The following is a 22,785-nucleotide window of genomic DNA, read 5'->3' as shown; positions in this document are numbered from 1 at the left end:
GGGCGGCTCCCCCCCCCCGCGCCCACCCCCCGGGGGGTGGCGCGCCCCCCACGGGGGCCCCCGCGGCCCCCGGGGCCCCCCCCCGGCCCCCGGGGGTGACGCCTCGGCGTGGGTGAGTCGGCCACGCGAGAGGCTCGTCTCCGGCATACTTCCGCAGGAAGGTTTCAGTCAGCGGGGACGAACCGAAGGCCATCAGAACTTGTCTCGACGACGCAGTGCGTTCGCCACCGTTGTGGTGCTGGGTGTGTTCGCGTTCCTCTACAGCCTGGCCCTCGCGATCCCGGTCTATGTCGGCGACATCTCGGCTCTGTGGAGCGCACGGGGACATGCCTGGTTCGGGGACGTGCTCGGCCGGATGGTGGACGGGTTCTCCTTCCTGTGGGGATCGGCGGTGATGAACGAGGGCTATCCCGTCGCACCCACGTCCGGATGGCCGACGGTGGCGTTCGTCGTCCTGCTCCTGGCGCTGGTCTACGCGAGCCTGCGGACCGCCTCGGACGGCGTCTACGCCGTGGCCGGCCGGGTGCTGTGCGTGAGCGTTCTCGCCGGAGGCCTGACGAACCTCTTCGTGGTGGTCCAGACGGTCCTGGGGATCCGTGGTGGGCTCGAGTCCTTGCAGACGGTCATCTGGGCGGTGCCCGACGACGGGATCTGGCTCGGTCTGGTCGTGGGAGTTTTCGGTGGGTATGCGGCGTACGCGGCGGCGGCGTTCGCTCGGATCGCCGCGCTCGCGCTGCACGGTGAACGCGAAACCGATGATCCCGCCACCGCGACGGAGCGCGGCTGGCCACGGGCGGCGCAGGTCGCGACCTGGGGTGCGCTGCCGACACTCGTACTGGCACTCGTCGGCGGGTTCGTCTGGGACCACGGCCCGGACGATGACCCGTTCGGGGCGGACATCGACCCGCGCCAGGCCTGGGTGCGCCTGGTCTGGTTCGCTCACGCCAGCCTCTCCGCGCCGCACAACCCTCATTCGCTCAGTGGCAGCTTCGACACGTCGGTCTGGTTGCCGCGTACGTTGACCTCGGCTGTCCTCGTCGTGCTGGTCTGGCTGGTGGTCGCGCTCGTCGTGGCAGGCTGGCAGCGCAGAGGCAGACCGGGTGGGCTCTGCGTCGTGGTGCAGCTCTGGGCTGTAGTGGCCGTGCTCGCCGCGCTCGTCGGCCTGCTCGAAGGCGCACTCGTTCCGCAGGACGACTTCGCGACGGCCAGCCACTACTGGGCACTCGACACCGCTGCCCAGGGCGTTCGGTTCGGGGCCTGCTTCGGCTGGATCACCGGCGTCGCCGTGCTGCTCGCGCTACGACTCTCGAGAGGAGCAAGGACTGATGTCGAAGAAGCGGTCTCGTGAGACCGAGACCGACGCACTCCGGCAGGGGCGGCTGGCTTCGCTGGTGAGGAAGCCGGCCACCTGGGTGGTCGGCGTGATCCTGGTTGCGCTGGGCGCGACCTTCAGCTCCGGGCTGCAGAGTCTGTTCGCCGGCCTTCTGCCCGACGGCTGGAGCGAGCCGGGCAGCGGCATCAAGGTCGTGGACGTACGGCGTAAGCCGCTGAGCGGTCCGGTGCTGATCCCGCAGACGGAGTCGGTGACGTTCAGCGACCAGACCGATGCGCGTGAGAAGGTCAACGATCCCGAATGGGAGGCGCAGCACGAGTGGTACGCCGCCGGCCGCATCACCTGGGAGGTGACTCTCATCGGGCGACACAGTGATCCGGTGGTGATCACCGACCTTCGTCCCTCGCGGACCGGTGCCTGCACGGAGATGATCCGCCAAGGCACCGTCGTGGACGACGTCCCTCAGGGCGAGGGCAAGAAGATCGAGCTGACGACCGCCATCGACGCAGAGGTGCCGGAGCTGACCTCGGTCGATGACGGCTCGGCGTACTTCGACGGTGGGACGGTCACGCTCGCGAAGGGCGAGACGGTGGTCATCTCCATCCAGGCGACCAGCGCAGGGCCGACGTGCCAATGGGTGCTCGAGGCCGACTACGTCGATCACGGCAAGCGCGAGACGATGACGATCGAGGCACCCGGTGACCGCCCCTTCGGCATCACCGGTTCATCTGAGGGCAACCCGTACCAGCTGACCTGGAGCATCGTCTGCGATCAGGCGATGACGCCCGAGGACTGGGCTGCGCGCAAGAAGGACCCGGACTACTGCCCGACGTGATCCTTCAGCGCAGCAGCAGGCGTACGGCTACGTCGATCGACTTCTCGACGTCCTTCTCGTCTATGCGACCGGTGACCCAGGAGATGAGGGCGGAGAGCCATACGTCGGAGATGATCCGGATGATGGCGGCCTCCTCCTCGGTGACCTCGCCGTGGTCGGGGGTGCCGTGCATGGCGCGGGCGATGACGGTGGTCAGGCTGGTGCCGACCTCGTGGATCTCGCCGGTCACCGACTGGTCGGCGAACATGAAGGCGCGGACGAGGGCTTCGGTGAGCTTGGGCTGCTTCTGCAGGGCGCGGGTGCGTCGGTTGAGGACGTACATGATCCGCTCGTGGGCGGTGTCGCCCGGCGTCGCCCGGACGGCGGAGCGGTCGACGTCCTTGGTGAACTCGCGCGCCAGCGCGGAGACCAGCAGGTGGATCTTCGAGGGGAAGTAGCGGTAGAGGGTGCCGAGCGCGACCTCGGCCTGCTCGGCGACGGCGCGCATCTGCACGGCGTCGAAGCCACCCTCGGCGGCGAGGCTGATCGTGGCGTCGAGGATGCGCCGGCGGCGCTCTCGCTGGGCCGCGGAACCGCCGGTGGGTGGGGTGGCCGGAGTCGGGCCATCGGTGTCGCGTGGCTCCGTGCTGACGGACGTCACTGGTTGTCCCCCTAGGACTATGACCGGATCTCGATCTGTGGCTCTCAGGCTAACCGCAACGGCGCCAGAGAGTGAAACACGTTCCTCCGTGAGTCTAGACTTGTAACACGTTCTACATCAGTCTCTATTCCTGAAGGCCGCAGAACCAGACGGAAATAGTAGGAGGTCCCTGTGCCGATCGGCATCACCGACGAACACCAAGCCCTCAGCGAGAGCCTGCGCGACTGGGCGAAGGGGCTGGGTGGCATCGCGATCGCCCGCGCCGCAGAGGGCACCGCCTCCGCGGACTTCGACGAGGTGTGGCGGGGTGTCGAGGAGTACGGCGTCGCCGGCATCGCGGCACCTGAGCCGAACGGTGGTGGCGGGACACTGCTGGACGCGGCCGTCGCGCTCGAGGCCTGCGCTCATGAGCTGCTTCCGGGCCCGCTGCTCGGCAGCACGGTCGCCGCCTTCCTTGCGGGCGCGGCCGGGCTCGGCGACGTGGTCGGGGCCGTCACCGCCGGCGGCTGCGGGATCGCGCTCGACCCGGTGCTCGAGCTCGGTGACCGCCTCCAGGGAACGGTTCCTGTCGTCTATGACGGCGGCGGCGCGGCACAGCTGCTGCTCGGTGCCCGCGGCGGCGACGACGAGGAGCACTGGTTCTTCCTGGCGGCCGAGCAGGTGGACGTACGTCCCCAGGTGGGCCCCGATCTGACCAGGCGGGTCGCCGAGGTGCGGGTCGACGTCGATCTGAGTGAGGTGGTCGAGGTCTCGGGCCTGCACGGCGGGGCGGTGCGGCGCACGGCCCTCACGCTCGCCGCCGCGGAGGCCTCCGGTATCGCGCAGTGGTGCCTGGCTACGGCCGTGGAGTACGCGAAGGTGCGCGAGCAGTTCGGGGCGCCGATCGGCTCGTTCCAGGCGATCAAGCATCTGTGCGCCCAGATGCTGGAGACCGCCGAGGCGGCGGCCGCTGCCGCCTGGGACGCGGCGGCGTCAGCCGAGGGTGGCGACGTCGACCAGTGGGCTTTCGCTGCCGAGGTCGCCGGCGTCGCCGCGCTCGACGGAGCGGTCCGGGCGGCCCAGGACTGCATCCAGGTCCTCGGCGGCATCGGCTTCACCTTCGAGCACGACGCCCATCTCTACCTGCGCCGCGCGGTCGCGCTGCGGAGCCTCCTCGGTGGCGGCGACGCCCACGCGGTCGCGCTGGCCCGGCACGCCGTGGCCGGGGTACGCCGCTCGGTCCGCGTCGACCTCGACGGCAAGGACGAGGCGGTCCGTCCCCGGGTGCGGGAGGCCGTCGCGACGATCGCGGCGCTTCCCGAGGCGGAGCGCTGTGACGCGCTCGTGGACGCCGCACTTCTCGCGCCGCACTGGCCCGCTCCGTACGGCCTCGGTGCCGGTCCTGTCGAACAGCTCGTGATCGACGAGGAGCTCGCCGCGGCCGAGGTGTCCCGCCCCGACATCAAGATCGCGGGCTGGGCCGTGCCAACCATCCTCAAGCACGGCACCGACGCCCAGCGTGAGCGGTTCGTCGAAGCCTCGCTGCGCGGCCGGATCGTCTGGTGCCAGCTCTTCAGCGAGCCCGGCGCCGGCTCCGACCTGGCGTCGCTGGCCACCCGCGCCGAGCGGGTCGACGGCGGCTGGCGGCTGACCGGCCAGAAGGTGTGGACCTCCCTGGCGGCCGAGGCCGACTGGGCCATCTGCCTGGCCCGTACGGACCCAGACGTCCCCAAGCACAAGGGCATCACCTACTTCCTGGTGGACATGCGCAGCGAGGGGATCGACGTCCGCCCGCTGCGCGAGCTGACCGGTGACGCGCTCTTCAACGAGGTCTTCCTCGACGGGGTCTTCGTGCCCGACGAGCTCGTCGTCGGCGAGGTCGACGGCGGCTGGCGCCTGGCCCGTACGACGCTGGCCAACGAGCGGGTCGCGATGGCCTCGACCAACCTCGGCGGCAGTGTCGAGCGCGCGGTGGCGCTCGCCGGCGATCGCGGTGAGGCCGATCTCGCCCGGGTCGGCCGTGCCGTCGCGCTCTCCACGGTCTGCGCGCTGCTCGGCGTCCGCTCCACGCTCAAGGCGCTCGCCGGGCGCGGACCGGGTGCGGAGTCCTCGGTGGCCAAGCTCTTGACCGTACGCAACCGCCAGGACGCCTCCGAGCTCGTCGTCGACCTCCTCGGCCCGCTGGCGCTCACCGACGACCCGCAGGTCCGCGAGGACCTGCACCAGTCTCAGCTCACCCGCTGCCTCTCCATCGCCGGCGGAACCACCCAGGTGCTCCGCAACGTGGCTGCCGAGCAGATCCTCGGCCTGCCCCGATAAGTCCTGCCGGGATAGGACAGCGAGCCCCCTCGCGATCAGAACTAGAACACGTTACAGTTTGGCTCATGGGAGACGAGACGCTCGATGCCGTACGCAGCGTGGTGGCCGAGGTCCTTGCCCGAGAGTCCGACCGTGGTGACTGGTCGGCCTGGGCTAGCGCCGGCCTGACCGCACTGCCCGTGCCGGAGGCCCAGGGCGGTGAGGGGTTCGGGCCGGCCGAGGTCGCGGTGCTGCTGCGGGAGGCCGGACGCCATGCGGTGCGGGTGCCGGTCTGGGAGACCCTCGCCGTCGGTGCGCTGACGCTGGCCGGTCACGGCACGCCGGAGCAGCAGAGCGCGATCCTGCCCGGCGTGGCGAGCGGCGAGACGCTGCTGACCCCGGCGTGGCTCGAGCCGGGACGGCCTGAGACACCGTCGGCGACCTACCGGGACGGCACCGTGAGCGGTCGCAAGACCGGGGTGACGTACGCCGCTGAGAGCTCCCGCCTTCTGGTCACCGCGACCGCCGCCGACACTGGGGAGCCGGTCGTGGTGCTCGTCGACCCGAACGGACCTGGCGTCACGCTGGCCTCCGCGAGCACCTCGGGCGAGGTGCCGCAGCACACCGTCGTGCTCGCGGACGCCCCCGCCGAACTGCTGGGCGAGGGTGCTTTCGAAGCCCTGACCGGACTCGCGACCGCCGGGCTGGCCGTGACGGCCGCAGGATTGCTCGCCGGTGCGCGGGATCTGACCGCCGGCTACGTGAGCAACCGGCAGCAGTTCGGCCGTGCCCTCGCGGAGTTCCAGGCCGTCGCGCTGCAGATGGCCGACGTCTACGTCGCCTCGCGCACGCTCGACCTCGCCGCCGACAACGCGGTCGCCGCCATCGCGGACCGGCGAGCCGCCACGACCGACCTGAAGGTCGCCGCCTACTGGGCCAGCCAGGTCGCGCCGTACGCCTTCCGCACCTGCCATCACCTCCATGGCGGCATGGGTGTGGACGTGACGTACCCGCTGCTCGCGTTCACGACCTGGGGCACCGACATCGCCCACCAGCTCAACACCTCGGCCGCCGACGTCCCCGTCGAGACCGCAGAGGCCAAGAACCTCGAGCTCACCGAGGCGCAGCGCAGCCTGAAGTCCGAGGTCAGGGCCTACTTCGCAGGCCTCTCGCGCGAGGACGAGCCGGGCGATCCCGGCCCTGAGGGATCGTGGGACCGACACGGCCCGACCTACCAGAAGCTTATCAAACAGCTCGGCGACGACGGCTGGATGGGCGTCGGCTGGCCCAAGGAGTACGGCGGCCACGGCCTCGGTGAGGTCGAGCAGACGATCTTCGCCAACGAGGCGCAGTACGCCGACGTGCACCTGCCGGCGGTGACCCTGCAGACGGTCGGCCCGACGCTGATCCGCTACGGCACCGACAAGCAGAAGGAGATGTTCCTCAACCGGATCCTCGCCGGTGAGGTTCACTTCGCGATCGGCTACTCCGAGCCCGAGGCGGGCACCGATCTGGCCTCGCTGCGCACCACGGCCAGGCGGGACGGCGACCACTACGTCGTCAACGGCCAGAAGCTGTGGACCACCGGCGGCCACGCCGCCGACTACATCTGGTTGGCCGTACGCACCGACCCGGACGCTCCCAAGCACAAGGGCATCTCGATCCTCATCGTCGACACCACCGACCCGGGCTTCTCCTGGACCCCGATCATCACCGCCGACGGCTCCCACCACGTCAACGCGACCTACTTCAACGACATCCGCGTCCCGGCCGACATGCTGGTGGGGGAGGAGAACAAGGGCTGGAAGCTGATCACGACCCAGCTCAACCACGAGCGCGTCATGCTCGGCCCCGCTGGCCGGATCGAGGGCCTGCGCGACCGGGTCCTCCGCTGGGCCGTGGCGCAGGGTGTCGCCGACAGCCCGGACGTACGCGCGCTGATCGGGAAGACCACCGCCGTCTTCCGGGTCAACGAGCTGCTCAACTGGGAGGTAGCCAAGGCCGCGGAGGCCGGGGACATCGAGGTCGCCGACGCGTCCTCGTCGAAGGTCTTCGCCGCCGACCAGGTCCAGCACCTGCTCGCCGACCTGATCGCACTCGTGCATCGCCATGGCGATCCCGGGGATCCCGTCACCAAGAGCCTGCTCGACTATCTCGACGCCCAGGCGAAGCGGAATCTCGTGCTCACCTTCGGTGGCGGCGTCCAGGAGGTACAGCGCGAGCTGATCGCGATGTTCGGTCTCGGGATGCCGAGGGTGCCGCGATGAGCGCGACGCCCCGAGATGGGCACAGCCTGGTGGACGAGGCCGTCCACGAGAAGATCATGGCCGCCGCCGAGGAGGTCAAGGCGTGGGGCGAGGCCGCCGAGCGCGACGCCCGCGACCTGGTCAACCAGCCCACGGTCAACAACTGGCTCGAGGCGATGGGCCTGGAGTCCGAGCGGTTCCACCAGGGCGAGGCGCCGCCGTCGATGGCGCAGGTGTGGACGATGTACGGTCAGGGCGGTCGCCACCCCGACCGCGACCCGCTGCACGCGATGATGAACGTGCTCACCGACGCCGGCTTCAACGGCGTCCTCGGCACCAACTCCGAGCAGAGCTACGACCGCTACCTCCGCGTCGGCGAGCAGGTCCGGGTCACCACCGCGCTCGACTCCGTCGTCGGCCCCAAGCAGACCGGGATGGGCATCGGCTACTTCGTGACGTCGCGAAGCACCTGGTACGTAGGCGAGGAGCGGGTCGCGACGATGCTGTTCCGCGTCCTCAAGTTCGTCCCCAAGGCCAAGCCATGAGCGGCCCGGTGCGCCCGGTGATCGGCCGGGACAACGCGTACTTCTTCGAAGGCACCGCCAAGCAGGAGCTCCGGATCCAGAGCTGCAACGCCTGCGGCGCCCTGCGGCACCCGCCGGGTCCGGCATGCCTCGACTGCGACGCCTACGACCGCGGTCACGTCGTCGCGAGCGGCGAGGGGACGGTCTACTCGTTCACCGTGATCCACGCGCCCAAGCTGCCCGGCAAGAAGCTCCCGCTGGTGGTGGCGCTGCTCGACCTGCCCGAGGGCGTACGCATCGTGGCGGAGGTGACCGGCGTGCCATCCGAGGGCGAGGACGCTCTACAGATCGGCGAACGGCTCGTCATCGACTGGAACGTGATCCCTTCGACAGGCTCAGGACATCGCGACGAGGAGCTGACGCTCCCGATCTGGAGGAGGCCATGAAGGTGCGTACCGGAGAGAAGATTCCCGTCTGGGAGCTCGCGATCACCCCGACGCTGGTCGTCTCGACGGCGATCGCGACGCGGGACTTCCAAGACGTTCACCACGACCGCGACCGTGCCCAGGCGGCCGGCTCGAAGGACATCTTCATGAACATCCTGACCTCGACGGCGCTGTGCGAGCGCTACGTCACCGACTGGGCAGGGACCGACGTGCAGATCAAGGGCATCGCGATCCGGCTGGGCGCCCCGGCCTACCCCTACGACACGCTGTCGTTCTCCGGCGAGGTCACCGAGGTCACCGACGGGATCGCCACGATCACTGTCACCGGCGCGGTGTCGCTCGGTGCGCACGTGACCGGAACGGTCAGGGTCGCGGCATGAGCCTGAGCGGGAAGGCGGCGATCGTCGGTATCGGTGCGACGGAGTTCTCCAAGGAGTCAGGAAGGTCCGAGCTCCAGCTCTCCGTCGAGGCGACCAGAGCCGCCCTGAACGACGCCGGACTCGCCCCGGCGGACGTCGACGGGCTGACCACGTTCACCATGGACACCAGTGCCGAGATCGCGCTGGCCCGCGAGCTCGGGATCGGTGACCTGAGGTTCTTCTCGCGGATCAACTACGGCGGCGGCGCGGCCTGCGCGACGATCCAGCAGGCCGCGATGGCGGTCGCGACAGGTGTCGCCGATGTGGTGGTCGCCTACCGCGGCTTCAACGAGCGCTCGGGGCAGCGCTTCGGGCAGGTGCAGCCGTGGGCCGCGCAGCAGGTCAACACCAACGGCATCGACAACGCCTGGACCTACCCGCTCGGTCTCTCGACCCCTGCGGCGACGGTCGCCATGCAGGCGCGCCGCTACATGCACGACTACGGCGTGACCAGCGAAGACTTCGGTGCCGTGGCGGTCGCCGACCGGCGCCACGCCGCGACCAACCCCGCCGCGTTCTTCTATGAGAAGCCGATCACCCTCCAGGACCACCAGGCCTCCCGGATGATCGCGGACCCTCTGCACCTCCTCGACTGCTGCCAGGAGTCCGACGGCGCCGTCGCGATCGTCGTCACCAGCCCCGAGCGGGCCCGCGACCTGCCGAATCCGCCGGTCACCATCGCCGCGGCCGCCCAGGGCAGCGCCGCCGACCAGTACGTGATGACCTCCTACTACCGCGACGAGATCGGCATCCCCGAGATGGGCGTCGTCGCCAGGGATCTGTGGCGCCAGTCCGGTCTCGCTCCGGCCGACATCGACACCGCCGTCCTCTACGACCACTTCACCCCCTACGTACTCATGCAGCTGGAGGAGCTCGGCTTCTGCGGCAGGGGAGAGGCCAAGGACTTCGTACGCGACGGGGCCATCGAGCTCGGTGGTCGGCTGCCCGTGAACACCCATGGTGGCCAGCTCGGCGAGGCGTACCTGCACGGTATGAACGGCATCGCCGAGGGCGTACGGCAGGTGCGCGGCACCTCCGTGAACCAGGTCGCCGGCGCAGCCCATGTGCTCGTCACCGCGGGCACGGGCGTACCAACGAGCGGACTGGTGCTGCAACGTTGATGTGGGCGTAGCGGTAGGAATCAGCGGCCGAGGATCTCGTCGGCAAGCCGGTGGAGCGGGACGACCAGGTCGGTGTAGTCGCCCATACGGGTGCGGCTGAGCATGCGGGCGATCGCGAGGAGCTGTGAGCGACGCCCGTCGGGTGAGTCGAGCATGCGGGTGAAACGGTGCCGGATCGTCGCCGCGGTTTCGGGCACGAGGAGGCTGTGGCAGTACAGGGTGGCGATGTCGTAGCCATGCGGCGCCAGGCCCCACTGTTCCCAGTCGAGGATGACGAGGCTGGGGGCGGTGACATTGGCCCAGTGCAGGTCGCCGTGGGAGGTCACCCAACGCTCGACCTGGGGGTCGATGCGGTCGCCGAAGTACTCACGCAGTTGCTGAGTGACGTCGTCCTGGATCTTTGCCTCCCGCGTCGTCGACGCGGCCGCGAGCGCCTCGAGTGATGTACGCAGTTGGTCCAGCCATGCGTCGTCGACGGCAGGAGGTGTCGTCGCTGCAGGAATCGGCGAGGCGGGGGCCTGGTCGACCAGCGTCATCACCTCGGTACGGAACCGGCGGTCCTCGTCGCGGGTCTCGGAGGAGGCGAGGACGATCGGCTTGGGGACGCCGACGATCTTGTTGGCCTCGAGATTGCCGGTCCAGAACAGCATGTCGACCCACTGGGCTTGCTCGGTGACGGTGCGAATCCACACCTCTTGCTCGGCGCGGGTCGCCCGGCCGGAGACGGAACGGTCGTACCAGCCCCACTGCCGTCCTTGATCCAGGACGCAGCCGAGTCTGCTCGCGGAATCCAAGTGCTCCTCGGTGAGCTGCCGTCGGTGGGCTTGATCGGCAGGGCTGAGGGTTGTGCTCACCGGTGGGTGGTCTCCTCGTCGATGACGTGACGTAGATAGGCGCGCGGGTCGGTCAGGTAGCGGCGCCAGTGGAACACCAGGTCGAGCTCGTCCCACTCGACATGGCGGAACCCGTGCTCTCCCACCTCGATGATGTCGGCGCCGGGCGTTGCGGCCAGGACGGGTGAGTGGGTCGCGCAGATGACTTGCGCCCCGGTGGCGCCGAGTTCGTGTATCCGAGCGACCAGCTCCACGCTGGAGGTGAACGACAGTGCGGCCTCGGGCTCGTCCATCAGATAGAACCCGGGGTCGGTGAACATGTTGTCGAACACAGTGAGGAACCCCTCGCCGTGCGACATCTCGGAGGTGTCCTCGTCCCAGTAGCCGCGCATCCCTGAGACGGCGTTCATGAACCCGAACGCGGTCTCGGCGCGCAGAAAGTAGCCGCGGCGTCTCGTGCGGGTCCCGGATCGGTGTGCGCCGCCGGCGATGGTGGTGTCGAAGTCGAGCGCCTCGCCGAGCGGGGTCTTGGGGCGGTCGTTGACGTACTTGCGTCCCGCGCGGCCACCGTGCGCGTCCAGCCCCCATGCCTCGGCGAAGGCCTCCACCAGAGTCGACTTCCCAGAGCCGTTCTCCCCCACAAGGAAGGTGATCGGCTTGGAGAACGTCATGCCCTCCCGGGCGAGCTGGGCGACACCCGGGACGTCGTACGGCCATGGCCACCGGCCGGGGTCACCGGCGGGGAGCTTGTGGTCGGGGACGTAAGCGCGGGTCGCGAGCATGAACCCAGTGTCCTATGCCTCAGCGGTACCCGGGGACACAGGCACCGACGGGCCGACAGTTGTTGGCGGGGCGGCAGGCTGGAGAGCAGGACGGGCCGCACTGCGGATTGCACATCTTCGGTACGCACGGCATCTCGCGTGGTGAGAACTCTTCTGCGAGCTTCGCGCCGATGTCCTGCATGGGCTGCCCGACCAGGATGTCGGCCAAGGTGGCGTCCTGAACGTTCCCGACGGGCGTCCAACGGGAGAACACGCACGGCCACACCGCGCCGTCGGGGCCGACGGCGATCACTCCGTCGCCGCAGTTGCCGCACAGCTGCGCCATGGAGGCCTCCTGGTCGCGGGTGCCCCGGCCCACCTGCCGCAGGTGGTCGACGCCGACATCGGTCACACCGAGCGCGGCGAGTTCGGCGGATGCGGCATCGAGGTCCTGGCAGTCGAGCATCCCGATGATGCCGACGCGCACCGGGATGCCCCGCCGGGTCGCCTCGACGAGGTTGGCCTTGGTGCGAGGGTGCGTGTTGCGACGCACGATCTGCAGGTGCTGGGCAGGGTCGGTGGAATACCAGGAGCAGGCGAGACGTACGCCCGGCTGATCCAACGTGTCCCACATCGCTGGGGAGACGTGGACCAGGTTGGTGAACACCTCCACCTCCAGGCCACGCGCGAGGGCGTACCCGACGAGAGCTGGCAGGTCAGGGTGAAGGGTTGGCTCGCCGCCGATGAACTGCACCATGGAAACGTCGAGGTCCACGCATTCGTCGATGATCCGTTCCCAGTCGGTGACGGTCATGGTGCCGTGGGTCCCGCCCGGCCCAGACTCGGCGTAACAGTGGACGCACTCGAGTTGGCAGCGGCCGGTGATCTCCAGCCACACGAACCCGAGACGGCTCTTCGCGGCCGGGCGGACATCCTCGATGATCTCGATCATTGGGTGCTCCTCGCAGGGTTGAGTTTCGACTGTGCTGGCCTCGCCAACCCGCCGCAACAGTCAGTTGAGGCAGCGGGCCGGCGAGGAGATCTAGAGGGTGCTCTCCGCCATGGGGCTGGCGGTTTCGTGGTGAAACTCAGCAAGGAGTTCGAATGCTGCCGAGGCCGCGGCGGCGATGGTCTCGTTAGATACGTCGCACGTCCTCAGCACCGCTGATGCGATGCGATTCGCTCGCTGTGGGGTCATTGCCGTCCCGTCGCTGCGGATGCCGGTGACGACCTCGATCGAGTGCATCAACATCTCGCCCAGCTCTGGGGCGTCGATGTCAGCGGTCACGTCAACTGAGGCGGCCTGGAGTCCGATGCGGCCATAGGCGTCAACCAGTTCGCGGCGGGTGTGCTGGAACTCGGCGTAGACCTCACTGTTGGTCACATCAGACTGGGCATAGAGGATGCCGACGTTGTGGGGCGCATCGGCCAGAGTCCGGATGTCGATCAACGCGAGGAGATAGAGCGCGGTCGCGTGGGTCTCCGGCGGTACTAGCGCCTCGATCTTCTCGATCTTGTCCACCGTGGGACGAACGGAGCGCTGCAAGAGTTCGGCGAGGATCTCGTCCTTTCCGGCGAAGTGGTAATACAAGCTCGCTTGCCGAATGCCGACCCGCTCAGCTATCTCCCGGGTCGAGGTAGCCGCGAAGCCCCGAGTGACGAACAGTTCCGCCGCTGCATTGAGTACCTGGTCGCGTGGCGCTACGGCGCTGGTGTTGGGGACATGCCGCGGACGTCCGGGGGCCGCACGCCGAGATCTCATTCGATTTCCTCCGGTTGGTGGCAACCGCGGCCACGTATGCTCGTGGCGTCTCACAGGTCGCTGGCGCTCTTCGCCGATATCCAGCGTTGAGGGAACGGGACCGACATCTCCACGAACACCCGGCAGACATCGACCGATATCGGCGGACATCGACCGACATTCGGGCTGGAGCCACTGACGCCGGGCCGTTTGCTCGGGCAAGGTGTGAACAGGAGGACGACCAGATGACATCAGCTGCACCTCGTACGACGCTCGAGGCAATCAAGATCGAGCGCGGTCTGACCTGGCGTGATGTCGCCCGTTCGGTTGAACGTGCCTCGGCGACGGCCGGTGGTCGGTCTGTAACGCTTTCCGAGGATCACGCGCGGCGACTTGGCACCCGCGCGCTCGGCGACGTTCAGCCGACGCCAGCGATCGCGCGGGCCTTGGAGAGCGCTTTTGGCCATCCGGTCGTGGCCCTTCTCGGACCCCACGATCCAGCCGCAACCGTGCCGGCCGGACGACCCAGCTACCAGGAGGCTCTCACCATGGCTGCCGAGAAGGCCCGCCACCTAGCACTCAACATGCCCGGCATCGACGATTACTCCTTGCTCGAAGAAGAGTTGCGCGACCTCGCGCGGGCTTACCCAGTGCAGGCTCTTCCCGAGTTGATCAACCCGCTGGTCACGCTCCAGGACGCCGTTCACCAGGCGATCCTGAGCCCCCGCCGACCGGGCGACGCCGCCCAGCTCTTCAGCATCGGCGCCGTCACGGGTGGGATCCTTGCCAAAGCGTCCCATGATCTCGGTGACCCGCGAGCCGCCGTCACTCAGGCCCGCACGGCATTGATCCTCGCTGAGCAGGCCGGGAACACCACCGTTGCGGCGTGGCTGAACGGGCTGATGGCCCTGATCGCTTACTGGGACGGTCGGTCTCAGGAGTCGCTGCGCTACGTAGAGCGAGGTTTAGCGACGAACGCGGTGAACAGCGCCACGCTGTGGCTGGAGTCGTCAGGCGCACGAGCCTGGGCCCGCCTCGGCAATGAGGAGCAGGCGACCCAGAGCATCCACCGTGCCGATGAGATCGCCGAGAGCATGGAACCCACCGATCTCGATGGACTCGGCGGCATCCTCACCTTCACCGACGCACGGGCCGCCTATTACGCCGCTGACGCCTTGAGCTGGCTACCCAACCATCCTGAAAGCGTTGGTGCCGCACAAGAAGCAGTCGACGCGTACGCAGACGACACACGAGACACCTGGGCCTTCGGCGACGCAGCCGGAGCACGATGCGACCAAGCGATCATCCGGATCGCCAACGGCGAGGTGGAAGGGGCAGCCGAGTCAATCGCGCCCGTGCTCGAACTTCCACGGGACCTGCGGATCGGAGGCGTCGTCAAGAGCGTCCAACGAGTCGGAGATGCGGTTGATGCGGCTTCCGATGGCAAAGCCACCGACGAGCTACGAGGCCAGATAGATGCGTTCGTCGCTCGACCGCTGACGATGCGTCCATGACAGGACGTACGCCGTCACAGCCACTCAAGCTGACTGCGGGCTCGCTAATGCTGCGGGACTTTGAGGCGGGCGACACCGACGGCGTACTTGCGATTGTCGGAGATGACCGGGTCACGCACTGGCTCAGTTTCGCATCTCGTGACCGAGATGAGGCGCAGTCCATGCTCGATGGGATCCTCGAGCGACAGCTCGACACTCCGCGTTGCGAGTACTACCTCGCCATCACCGAGTCGGCTTCGCCCGAGGTTGTCATCGGGTTCGTCCGTCTCGGCCTAGGAGGAGTCAAGGCCGCCGACTTGGGCTACGCATTGCGACCCGAGTGGCAGGGCCGCGGCATCGCCCGAGCGGCGGTGTCGCGGATGATCGAGTTCGGATTCGGAGACCTCGGCCTGCACCGACTTACGGCCAACATCGGCCCGCAGAACACCGCCAGCATGCGGCTGGTCGAGTCGCTCGGCTTCCGGCGCGAGGGCACGATCCGCGACCATGTACACACCAATGGAGCCTGGCGTGACAGTGCCTCGTTCTCACTACTCGAAGGTGAGTGGCAGCCCGCGGCCGAGTGACCCTCCCGTCCGGGGAACCGAGGTGGCAACCAGCTTTTCTGGCCTGGAGAAGTTCCTCGCGGCAGCCTCCACCGCGCAACGCCCGGCGGCGGAGCTCAGGTCACCGTTCTCGCCGGCTACGAAGACGGGTTGACGTCGACGGCAACCATCGCGTCCGCTCCAGGAGCCAGCGCGGCGCTTCTGCGCGGGCTGGTGCTGTGCTGTTGAAACTTGCGCAAACTCTTGCAGTTTCCCGGCTCCGCCTGGCGCTGCTTCTTTGAGTTGTCTCCCCGCAGGGGTTGACGTGTGACCGGCATCACTCATACGGTCGGCCTGCAAGATCTTGCAGCAAGATTCAGCCGCGCTGTGTCACCTCACCACCCCCATCCGGACACGGCGCGTTGCCTTCGACCTAGGAGGATCCATGGCCCGAAAGTCCATGGCTGCCGCACTTGCCCTCTCGGCGGGAGCTGCTGTCGCGCTCACGATCCCGGTCTCGGCCCCAGCACAGGCCGCGCCACCGGGAGACAAGGACGTCACCGCGGTGATGTTCGAATGGAACTTCGCCTCGGTGGCCCGCGAATGCACCAGCACCCTGGGCCCGGCCGGATACGGCTACGTCCAGGTCTCCCCGCCCCAGGAGCACATCCAGGGCTCGCAATGGTGGACGTCCTACCAGCCCGTCAGCTACAAGATCGCCGGCCGCCTGGGCGACCGCGCCGCCTTCAAGAACATGATCGACACCTGTCACGCCGCCGGCGTGAAGGTCGTCGCCGACGCCGTCATCAACCACATGTCCGCGGGCTCCGGGACCGGCACCGGCGGCTCGTCGTACAGCAAGTACGCCTACCCCGGTCTCTACTCGAGCTACGACCTGGACAACTGCACGGCCACGATCAGCAACTACCAGGACCGCACCAACGTCCAGGAGTGCGAGCTGGTCGGCCTCGCCGATCTAGACACCGGCGAGGACTACGTACGCGGCAAGATCGCCGGCTACCTCAACGACCTGCTCTCGCTCGGCGTCGACGGCTTCCGGATCGACGCCGCCAAGCACATGGCCGCCTCCGACCTGGCCAACATCAAGTCCCGCCTCAGCAACCCGAACGTCTACTGGAAGCAGGAGGCCATCTTCGGCGCGGGGGAGGCGGTCTCGCCCAGCGAGTACCTCGGCAACGGCGACGTCCAGGAGTTCCGCTACGCCCGCGACCTGAAGCGGGTCTTCAACAACGAGAACCTCGCCTACCTGAAGAACTACGGCGAGGGCTGGGGCTACATGTCCTCGGGCAGCTCGGCCGTCTTCGTCGACAACCACGACACCGAGCGCGGCGGCGACACCCTCAACTACAAGGACGGCGCCAACTACACCCTGGCCAACGTCTTCATGCTGGCCTGGCCCTACGGCTCGCCCGACATCCACTCCGGCTACGAGTGGAGCGACAAGGACGCCGGCCCGCCCAACGCCGGCGCCGTCAACGCCTGCTGGCAGGACGGCTGGAAGTGCCAGCACGCCTGGCCCGAGATCAAGAAGATGGTCGCCTTCCGCAACACCGCCCGCGGCCAGGCCGTCACCAACTGGTGGGACAACGGCGCCGACGCCATCGCCTTCGGGCGAGGCAGCAAGGCGTACGTCGCGATCAACCACGAGTCCTCGTCGCTGACCCGCACCTTCCAGACGTCGCTGGCAGCGGGCACCTACTGCGACGTCCAGAGCGGCAAGAGCGTTGCCGTGAACGGCTCCGGCCAGTTCACCGCCACCCTCGGCGCCAACACCGCCCTCGCGCTGCACGTCGGCGCGACGACCTGCGGCTGACATCCCCTCGGTCGACCGTCCGGCGCCGACCCCCATGGGCGCCGGACGGTCGGTCTCCACCGCATGCCCCCGCACATTCCAGAGAGGCCCTCAAAGGTGAATCGAAGAAGTGGCGCACACGGCGCGCCCCGGACCGCAGCGACCGTGCTCGCGACCGCACTGCTCGCCACGGTGCTGCAGACGGCCACGTCGGAGTCGGCGACCGCCGCGGCCCCGAAGCCGCCGTCGGACGCCAAGCTGGCCGCCGAGCCGGCCCGTCACGAGGCGACGAAGGAGCAGTTCTACTTCGTGCTGCCCGACCGGTTCGCCAACGGCGAGACCGGCAACGACAAAGGCGGCCTGACCGGCAGCCGTACCGAGACCGGGTTCGACAGAGGCGACAAGGGCTTCTACCAGGGCGGCGACCTCCAGGGCCTCACCGAGCGGCTCGACTACATCAAGGGCCTCGGCACCACCGCGATCTGGATGGCGCCGATCTTCAAGAACAAGCCCGTCCAGGGAGAGGGCGCGAACGCCTCGGCCGGCTACCACGGCTACTGGATCACCGACTTCACCCAGGTCGACCCCCACTTCGGCACCAACGAGGACCTCGAGACCCTCGTCGACGCGGCCCACGCGAAGGGCATGAAGGTCTTCTTCGACGTCATCACCAACCACACCGCCGACACCGTCGACTACGCGGAGAAGATGTACGGCTACCGCCCCAAGGGCGCCTTCCCGTACCTCGACACCGAGGGCCGTCCGTTCGACGACGCCGAGCCGTCCTCGGACAGCGCGAAGGTGGACGAGGACTCGTTCCCATACACCCCGGCCAACACCGGCGAGATGGTGCCGTCCTGGCTCAACGACCCGACGCTCTACCACAACCGCGGCGACTCGACCTGGGAGGGCGAGTCGACCACGTACGGCGACTTCAGCGGCCTGGACGACCTGTGGACCGAGCGTCCCGAGGTCGTCGAGGGGATGACGAAGATCTACCAGAGGTGGGTCCGCGACTTCGACATCGACGGTTTCCGCATCGACACCGTCAAGCACGTCGACCTGGACTTCTGGACCGAGTGGGCGACCGCCCTGGACGCGTACGCCGCCAAGCAGGGGCGAGAGGACTTCTTCATGTTCGGCGAGGTCTACTCCGCCGACAGCGACGTCACCTCGCCGTACGTCACCCGCGGCCGTCTCGACGCCACCCTGGACTTCCCGTTCCAGGACGCTGCCCGCGCCTACGCCTCGCTGGACGCTCCCGCCGACCGGCTCGCGAAGGTCTTCGCCGACGACTACAAGTACGCCACCGACAAGGCCAACGCCTACGAGCAGGTCACCTTCCTCGGCAACCACGACATGGGCCGGATCGGCACCTTCCTCGCGGCCGACCACCCCGGCGCGACCGACGCCGAGCTCGTCCAGCGCACCCGGCTCGCCAACGAGCTGATGTTCCTCTCCCGCGGCAACCCGGTCGTCTACTACGGCGACGAGCAGGGCTTCACCGGCGCCGGGGGCGACAAGGACGCCCGCCAGACGCTGTTCGGCTCGAAGGTCGCCGACTACCTCGACGACGACCAGATCGGCACCGACTGCACGCATGCCGACGACGCGTACGACACCACCCATCCGGTCTACACCGCGATCGCCGCGCTGGCGAAGCTCCGCAAGGACCACCCGGCGCTGACCGACGGCACCCAGCACGAGCTCTACGCCAAGGACTCCGTCTACGCGTTCTCGCGCACCGGAGAGGACCGGGAGTACGTGGTCGCGGTCAACAACGCCACCGAGGCGAAGACCGTCACCCTGCCCGTGGAGTCGGCCGCCTTCGAGACGGTCTACGGCGGCGATGCCACCGAGGCCGCGGCCGACGACACGATCGAGGTGAGCGTCCCGGCGCTCTCATCGGTCGTCCTGCGCGCCGACGCGAAGCTCCCGGAGGCCGCCGCGAAGCCCACCCTGTCGCTGACCGCTCCGGACCCCGGCGCCACCGGCACGGTCACTCTCTCCGCCGACCCGGGGGAGACCACCGGCGCTCGTGTCGTCTTCGCCGCCCAGATCGGCAACGGAAAGTGGCGCACCCTCGGTTCCGTCGATCATGCGCCCCACAAGATCACCCAGTACGTCCCCGCGAACGTCACCGAAGGCACCGCTCTGCGCTACAAGGCCGTGGTCGTCGACCGCGACGGCCGTACCGCGAGCGACCTCGCCCGGACGACGGCCGGAGCGGCTCCGCAGGCGGAGAACCCGAGTGCCGTCGACCGTGACTACGCGGTCGTGCACTACCGCCGCGCCGACGGCGACTACACCGGCTGGACCCTGCGGGCCGGACACCAGAGCGGTGAGTTCAGCGGCCGCGACGCCTACGGCGCCTTCGCCTGGGTGAAGCTTCCCGAGGGCGCGTCCTCGGTGACGTACACGGTCGAGAAGGACGGCACCGCCGACGGCGGCGCGCGGACGATCGATCTCGCCGAGACCGGCGAGGTCTGGGTCGAGACCGGCAGCGAGGGCCAGCAGACCACCAGGCCAGACGGCGTCTACCCGGCGCCCGACACGTCCAAGGCGGTCATCCATCTGCACCGCGCCGACGGCGACTACGACGGCTGGGGCCTGCACACCTGGACCGGCGCCGCCAGCCCGACCGATTGGTCCAAGCCGCTGCAGCCCACCGGCAAGGACGCCTACGGCGTCACCTTCGAGGTCGCGCTGGTCGACGGCGCCACCTCGCTCAACTACATCGTCCACAAGGGCGACGAGAAGGACATCCCGAACGACCGCTCGCTCGACCTGACCACGTACGGCCACGAGGTGTGGCTCAACTCCGGCGACACCGGCTACCTGCTGCCGTCGGTCGGCTCGGCACCCGAGCTCGACCTGTCCAAGGCGCAGGCACAGTGGATCGACCGGGAGACGGTCGTGCTGCCGAAGGAGATGGCGAGCGGCTCGGCGCTGTCGACGCAGCTGGTCTACGACCGCGACGGCGGCATCACCGTCGAGGGCGGCGCGCTCAGCAGCGAGGGCCGCTGGCTGCGGCTCCAGGCCGCGACGCTGAGCGAGGAGCAGAAGGCGCGTTTCCCGCACCTGAAGGACTACGCCGCCTTCACCGTCGACACCCGTGACCGCGACCGGATCCGGGAGGCGCTCGCCGGCCAGGTCGTGCTCACCCAGCGCATCGGCAACGGTGCCCTGGTCACGGGCACTGGTGTCCAGACGCAGGGCATCCTCGACGACCTCTACGCCACGAAGGCGGAGAAGGCGTCCCTCGGGCCGGTGTTCAAGGGCGGCAGGGTCACCCTGTCCGTCTGGGCACCGACCGCCCAGGAGGTCTCGCTCCAGCTCGGCGCCAAGAGGGTTCCGATGCGCCGTGACGACGTCAGCGGCGTCTGGTCGGTGACCGGCTCCGCCGCGGCCTGGCGCGGCAAGGAGTACCGCTACGCCGTGACCGTGTGGGCGCCGAGCGTGCAGAAGCTCGTCACCAACAAGGTCACCGACCCCTACTCGGTCGCGCTCACTGCGGACTCCGAGCGCAGCCTCGTCGTCGACCTCGGCGACAGGTCGCTCGCCCCCAACGGCTGGTCGACCCTGAGGAAGCCGAAGGCCGTGGCGATGAAGGACGCCCAGATCCAGGAGCTCCACATTCGCGACTTCTCCGTCGAGGACGAGACCAGCGAGCACCGGGGCGGCTACCTCGCCTTCGCCGACGAGGACAGCGACGGGGTGAGGCACCTGCGCGAGCTGGCCGAGGCCGGCACGTCGTACGTCCACCTGCTGCCGGCCTTCGACATCGCCACGATCCCGGAGAGGACGAGCGACCAGACCACGCCCGACTGCGACCTCGCTTCCTACGCGCCGGACAGCGAGGAGCAGCAGGACTGTGTCGCCGCGGCAGCGGCCAAGGATGCGTACAACTGGGGCTACGACCCCTACCACTACACCGTTCCGGAGGGCTCCTACGCCACCGATCCGGACGGCACCGACCGGACGGTCGAGTTCAGGCAGATGGTGAAGTCGCTCAACGAGGACGGACTGCGCGTCGTCATGGACGTGGTCTACAACCACACCACCAGCAGCGGCCAGGCGAAGACGTCCGTGCTCGACAAGATCGTGCCCGGCTACTACCAGCGGCTCCTCGCCGACGGCTCGGTCGCCAACTCCACCTGCTGCTCCAACACCGCACCCGAGAACGCGATGATGGGCAAGCTCGTCGTCGACTCGATCCTCACCTGGGCCAAGGAGTACAAGGTCGACGGCTTCCGCTTCGACCTGATGGGACACCACCCCAAGGCCAACATCCTGGCCGTCCGCGAGGCCCTCGACACCCTCACGCTCGAGAAGGACGGCGTCGACGGGAAGAAGATCATCCTCTACGGCGAGGGCTGGAACTTCGGCGAGATCGCCGACGACGCCCGCTTCGTGCAGGCCACCCAGAAGAACATGGCGGGCACCGGCATCGCCACGTTCAGTGACCGCGCCAGGGATGCCGTACGCGGCGGCGGCCCGTTCGACGCCGACCCGGGAGTCCAGGGCTTCGCGAGCGGTCTCTACACCGACCCCAACACCTCGACCGCCAACGGCACCGAGGCGCAGCAGCGGGCGCGGCTGCTGCACTACCAGGACCTGATCAAGGTCGGACTGTCCGGCAACCTCGCCGACTACTCGTTCACCGACACCGCGGGCAACCAGGTGAAGGGCTCACAGGTCGACTACAACGGCTCGCCGGCCGGCTACGCGGACGAGCCCGGAGACGCGCTCGCCTACGCCGACGCCCACGACAACGAGTCGCTCTACGATGCGCTGGCCTTCAAGCTGCCCGCCTCGACCAGCGCCGCGGACCGCTCCCGCATGCAGGTGCTCGCGATGGCGACGGCCGCGCTCTCCCAGGGCCCGGCGCTCTCCCAGGCCGGTACCGACCTGCTCCGCTCGAAGTCGCTGGACCGCAACTCCTACGACTCCGGGGACTGGTTCAACGCCATCCACTGGGACTGCGACGCCGGCAACGGCTTCGGTCGCGGTCTGCCACCGGCTGCGGACAACCAGGACAAGTGGCCTTTCGCCCAGCCGCTGCTGGCCTCGACCTCGGCGCCGGGCTGCTCGGAGATCGACGGTGCCTCGGCCGCCTACCAGGACCTGCTGAGGATCCGTACGGACGAGCCGGCCTTCCACCTCTCCACCACCGGCCAGGTCCAGGAGAAGCTCGGGTTCCCGCTCTCGGGGAAGGACGAGACGCCGGGCGTCATCACCATGCGCCTCGGTGACCTCGTGGTCGTCTTCAACGCGACCACCTCGAGGCAGCAGCAGAAGGTAGCGGGCGCCGCGGGTGCGGGCTACCGGCTGCACCCGACCCAGGCCGAAGGCTCGGACGACGTCGTGAAGGGGGCCAGGTTCGAGTCGGGTTCGGGCACCTTCACGGTGCCTGCCCGGACCGTGGCTGTCTTCACCCGCTGACCCGCTCGACAACGGGCGCGGCCCCGGCTCGTCGAGCCGGGGCCTGCGGCTTCCTGGTCAGGAAGCTCGGCGTCAGATCAGGAGGGGCTGTTGCCGGCGATGGCGCCGACCACGACGAGCGCGATGACGACCAGGGCGGCGATGACCATGAGGCCGGCCGGGCTCCGGAAGTCGAACATGGGGATTCCTTTCGGCTAGTTCGGCGACAGGCGTCGAGTGGGGACCGATGGCCTGCGGACGCGTCGGGAGAACCGGATACGGCGATGCCCGTGGCGTCGCGTATACATAACCAGCCGAGACGACAACGCGCGTA

At 68.7% G+C, this 22,785-nt stretch carries 17 protein-coding genes; 12 read left to right on the top strand and 5 right to left on the bottom strand.

From position 1 onward, the window contains the following. The first annotated feature begins 244 nt into the window (after positions 1-244). Together ACFWQC_RS05215 and ACFWQC_RS05210 are read left to right on the top strand one after the other, a co-directional pair. Positions 245-1,348, top strand: coding sequence for a hypothetical protein (locus ACFWQC_RS05215; protein ID WP_378674044.1), 1,104 nt, complete (start codon positions 245-247; stop codon positions 1,346-1,348). After that, positions 1,326-2,168, top strand: a complete 843-nt coding sequence (locus ACFWQC_RS05210; RefSeq protein WP_378674041.1) for a hypothetical protein — start codon at positions 1,326-1,328, stop codon at positions 2,166-2,168. The genes ACFWQC_RS05215 and ACFWQC_RS05210 overlap by 23 nt, the downstream gene beginning before the upstream one ends. A gap of 4 nt (positions 2,169-2,172) precedes the next feature. Here ACFWQC_RS05210 and ACFWQC_RS05205 read toward each other — a convergent pair whose 3' ends face one another. Next, positions 2,173-2,808, bottom strand: a complete 636-nt coding sequence (locus ACFWQC_RS05205) for a TetR family transcriptional regulator (RefSeq protein WP_378674038.1) — start codon at positions 2,806-2,808, stop codon at positions 2,173-2,175. 171 nt (positions 2,809-2,979) lie between these two features. On the opposite strand from ACFWQC_RS05205, the gene ACFWQC_RS05200 reads away from it, so the two are divergent. From ACFWQC_RS05200 to ACFWQC_RS05175, 6 genes are all read left to right on the top strand, one after another. Beyond that, a complete protein-coding gene (locus ACFWQC_RS05200) occupies positions 2,980-5,106 on the top strand; it encodes an acyl-CoA dehydrogenase family protein (RefSeq protein ID WP_378674035.1) in 2,127 nt (708 codons plus the stop codon). 65 nt (positions 5,107-5,171) lie between these two features. Beyond that, the gene (locus ACFWQC_RS05195) at positions 5,172-7,352 is read left to right on the top strand and encodes an acyl-CoA dehydrogenase (protein ID WP_378674032.1); all 2,181 of its coding nucleotides are present in this window, start codon (positions 5,172-5,174) and stop codon (positions 7,350-7,352) included. Further along, positions 7,349-7,876, top strand: coding sequence for a MaoC family dehydratase N-terminal domain-containing protein (locus ACFWQC_RS05190; RefSeq protein WP_378674029.1), 528 nt, complete (start codon positions 7,349-7,351; stop codon positions 7,874-7,876). The genes ACFWQC_RS05195 and ACFWQC_RS05190 overlap by 4 nt, the downstream gene beginning before the upstream one ends. Next, positions 7,873-8,301 (top strand): Zn-ribbon domain-containing OB-fold protein, encoded by a 429-nt coding sequence (locus ACFWQC_RS05185; RefSeq protein ID WP_378674026.1) that lies wholly within the window; start codon positions 7,873-7,875, stop codon positions 8,299-8,301. Before ACFWQC_RS05190 ends, ACFWQC_RS05185 begins: the two co-directional genes overlap by 4 nt. Next, a complete protein-coding gene (locus ACFWQC_RS05180) occupies positions 8,298-8,681 on the top strand; it encodes a MaoC family dehydratase (RefSeq protein ID WP_378674023.1) in 384 nt (127 codons plus the stop codon). The genes ACFWQC_RS05185 and ACFWQC_RS05180 overlap by 4 nt, the downstream gene beginning before the upstream one ends. Then, positions 8,678-9,841 (top strand): lipid-transfer protein, encoded by a 1,164-nt coding sequence (locus tag ACFWQC_RS05175; RefSeq protein ID WP_378674020.1) that lies wholly within the window; start codon positions 8,678-8,680, stop codon positions 9,839-9,841. Before ACFWQC_RS05180 ends, ACFWQC_RS05175 begins: the two co-directional genes overlap by 4 nt. A gap of 20 nt (positions 9,842-9,861) precedes the next feature. Here ACFWQC_RS05175 and ACFWQC_RS05170 read toward each other — a convergent pair whose 3' ends face one another. From ACFWQC_RS05170 to ACFWQC_RS05155, 4 genes are all read right to left on the bottom strand, one after another. Next, positions 9,862-10,695: a phosphotransferase gene (locus tag ACFWQC_RS05170; protein ID WP_378674017.1), complete on the bottom strand. Its 834-nt coding sequence runs from the start codon at positions 10,693-10,695 to the stop codon at positions 9,862-9,864. Continuing rightward, positions 10,692-11,456, bottom strand: a complete 765-nt coding sequence (locus ACFWQC_RS05165; protein ID WP_378674014.1) for an AAA family ATPase — start codon at positions 11,454-11,456, stop codon at positions 10,692-10,694. The genes ACFWQC_RS05170 and ACFWQC_RS05165 overlap by 4 nt, the downstream gene beginning before the upstream one ends. Positions 11,457-11,475: 19 nt before the next feature. Next, on the bottom strand, positions 11,476-12,387 hold the full coding sequence (locus tag ACFWQC_RS05160) for a radical SAM protein (RefSeq protein WP_378674011.1): 912 nt from the start codon (positions 12,385-12,387) through the stop codon (positions 11,476-11,478). Between the two features lie 90 nt (positions 12,388-12,477). Further along, a complete protein-coding gene (locus ACFWQC_RS05155; RefSeq protein WP_378674008.1) occupies positions 12,478-13,197 on the bottom strand; it encodes a TetR/AcrR family transcriptional regulator in 720 nt (239 codons plus the stop codon). Positions 13,198-13,421: 224 nt separating this feature from the next. Between ACFWQC_RS05155 and ACFWQC_RS05150 the strand changes: the two genes are divergently transcribed. The 4 genes from ACFWQC_RS05150 to pulA all read left to right on the top strand — a co-directional run bounded on the left by ACFWQC_RS05150 (position 13,422) and on the right by pulA (position 22,472). Next, positions 13,422-14,690: an XRE family transcriptional regulator gene (locus tag ACFWQC_RS05150; RefSeq protein ID WP_378674005.1), complete on the top strand. Its 1,269-nt coding sequence runs from the start codon at positions 13,422-13,424 to the stop codon at positions 14,688-14,690. Then, positions 14,687-15,256 (top strand): GNAT family N-acetyltransferase, encoded by a 570-nt coding sequence (locus ACFWQC_RS05145; protein WP_378674002.1) that lies wholly within the window; start codon positions 14,687-14,689, stop codon positions 15,254-15,256. The genes ACFWQC_RS05150 and ACFWQC_RS05145 overlap by 4 nt, the downstream gene beginning before the upstream one ends. Before the next feature lie 403 nt (positions 15,257-15,659). After that, the gene (locus ACFWQC_RS05140; RefSeq protein WP_378673999.1) at positions 15,660-17,048 is read left to right on the top strand and encodes an alpha-amylase family protein; all 1,389 of its coding nucleotides are present in this window, start codon (positions 15,660-15,662) and stop codon (positions 17,046-17,048) included. A gap of 144 nt (positions 17,049-17,192) precedes the next feature. Beyond that, positions 17,193-22,472 carry a pullulanase-type alpha-1,6-glucosidase gene (gene pulA / locus ACFWQC_RS05135; protein ID WP_378673996.1) on the top strand — a complete coding sequence of 1,760 codons (5,280 nt, stop codon included), beginning with the start codon at positions 17,193-17,195 and terminating at the stop codon, positions 22,470-22,472. Positions 22,473-22,785: the final 313 nt, after the last annotated feature.

The organism is Nocardioides sp. NPDC058538, assembly GCF_042719275.1.
Classification (GTDB): Bacteria; Actinomycetota; Actinomycetes; order Propionibacteriales; family Nocardioidaceae; genus Nocardioides.
This window is presented reverse-complemented; position numbering and strand designations above follow the sequence as displayed.